The sequence below is a fragment of the Streptomyces sp. SID3343 genome, assembly GCF_009865215.1.
In the GTDB taxonomy this organism is placed as follows: domain Bacteria; phylum Actinomycetota; class Actinomycetes; order Streptomycetales; family Streptomycetaceae; genus Embleya.
Genome location: NZ_WWJX01000361.1, coordinates 1 through 790, shown reverse-complemented (window position 1 = coordinate 790; position 790 = coordinate 1). Strand labels below are relative to the sequence as shown.

The window sequence follows — 790 nt, the reverse complement described above, 5'->3', positions numbered from 1 at the left end:
CACCGTCACCAACGGCCCCCCGGCCCGCCCCGCCCTCGCGCTGCCCGGCGCGCACCAGGGCCTCATCGGCCTCCGCGAGCGCGCCGAACTGCTGGGCGGCAGCCTGGAGTCGGGACCATCCGAAGACGGCGGCTGGCAGGTCCGCCTTCGCCTCCCGGACCGCCGCAGCTGATCATGTCCTCGGCATCGCGCCGCCACGAACACTCACCCCATGCCTTCTTGCCCCGCGCAGCCGACTGGGTCGAGCGCTTCCCCACCGCGGAGCCGGGCCATCGCATGCCCCGCTGTCGAGGCGGGTGGGCTCGGTTCGTCGCCGGCCCGGACGACTCGGTGCCGTTCTTTCCTTCGGCGAGGGCCCTGCGTCTGGCGCGAGGCGGTCCGGGGACGGACCGACGGCGAAGGTGTTCCACCGGATCTGCGGCACAGTATCCGGGACCGGCACACGCAGGGTGTGGCGGTGTGAGTTGCGGGTGGTCGCATGGGACGGCACCGGTATCGACGTTTCGGCCGGCGCAGCCAACGATGAACGCGAAGTCGTCTCCACCGCCGGTGCCTTCGGTCCCGGACGGCCTCCGGCCTCCGCTGCCGCGCACGCGTCGTCACCCGCGTCCCCGTCTCGGGACCGTGCCCTGACACGCCGGCAGGTGATGTTCCCGTCTTCTCGCGCCGGACGAGGCCGGGACGGTGGAGACGGCGCATGTGTGCGGATCGCCGCGGCCGCGACCGGGGTGGCGCCGCGCACGGTGTGGCGTTGGTTGGCGATCGCCCGCGAGTCCGGACGGGCGGAACC

1 pseudogene is annotated in these 790 nt (G+C 73.8%); it reads left to right on the top strand.

Annotated features, from left to right (window positions below):
* Window positions 1-172 (top strand): annotated as a pseudogene (locus GT354_RS12165) (two-component sensor histidine kinase); the annotation flags it as partial.
* Window positions 173-790: the final 618 nt, after the last annotated feature.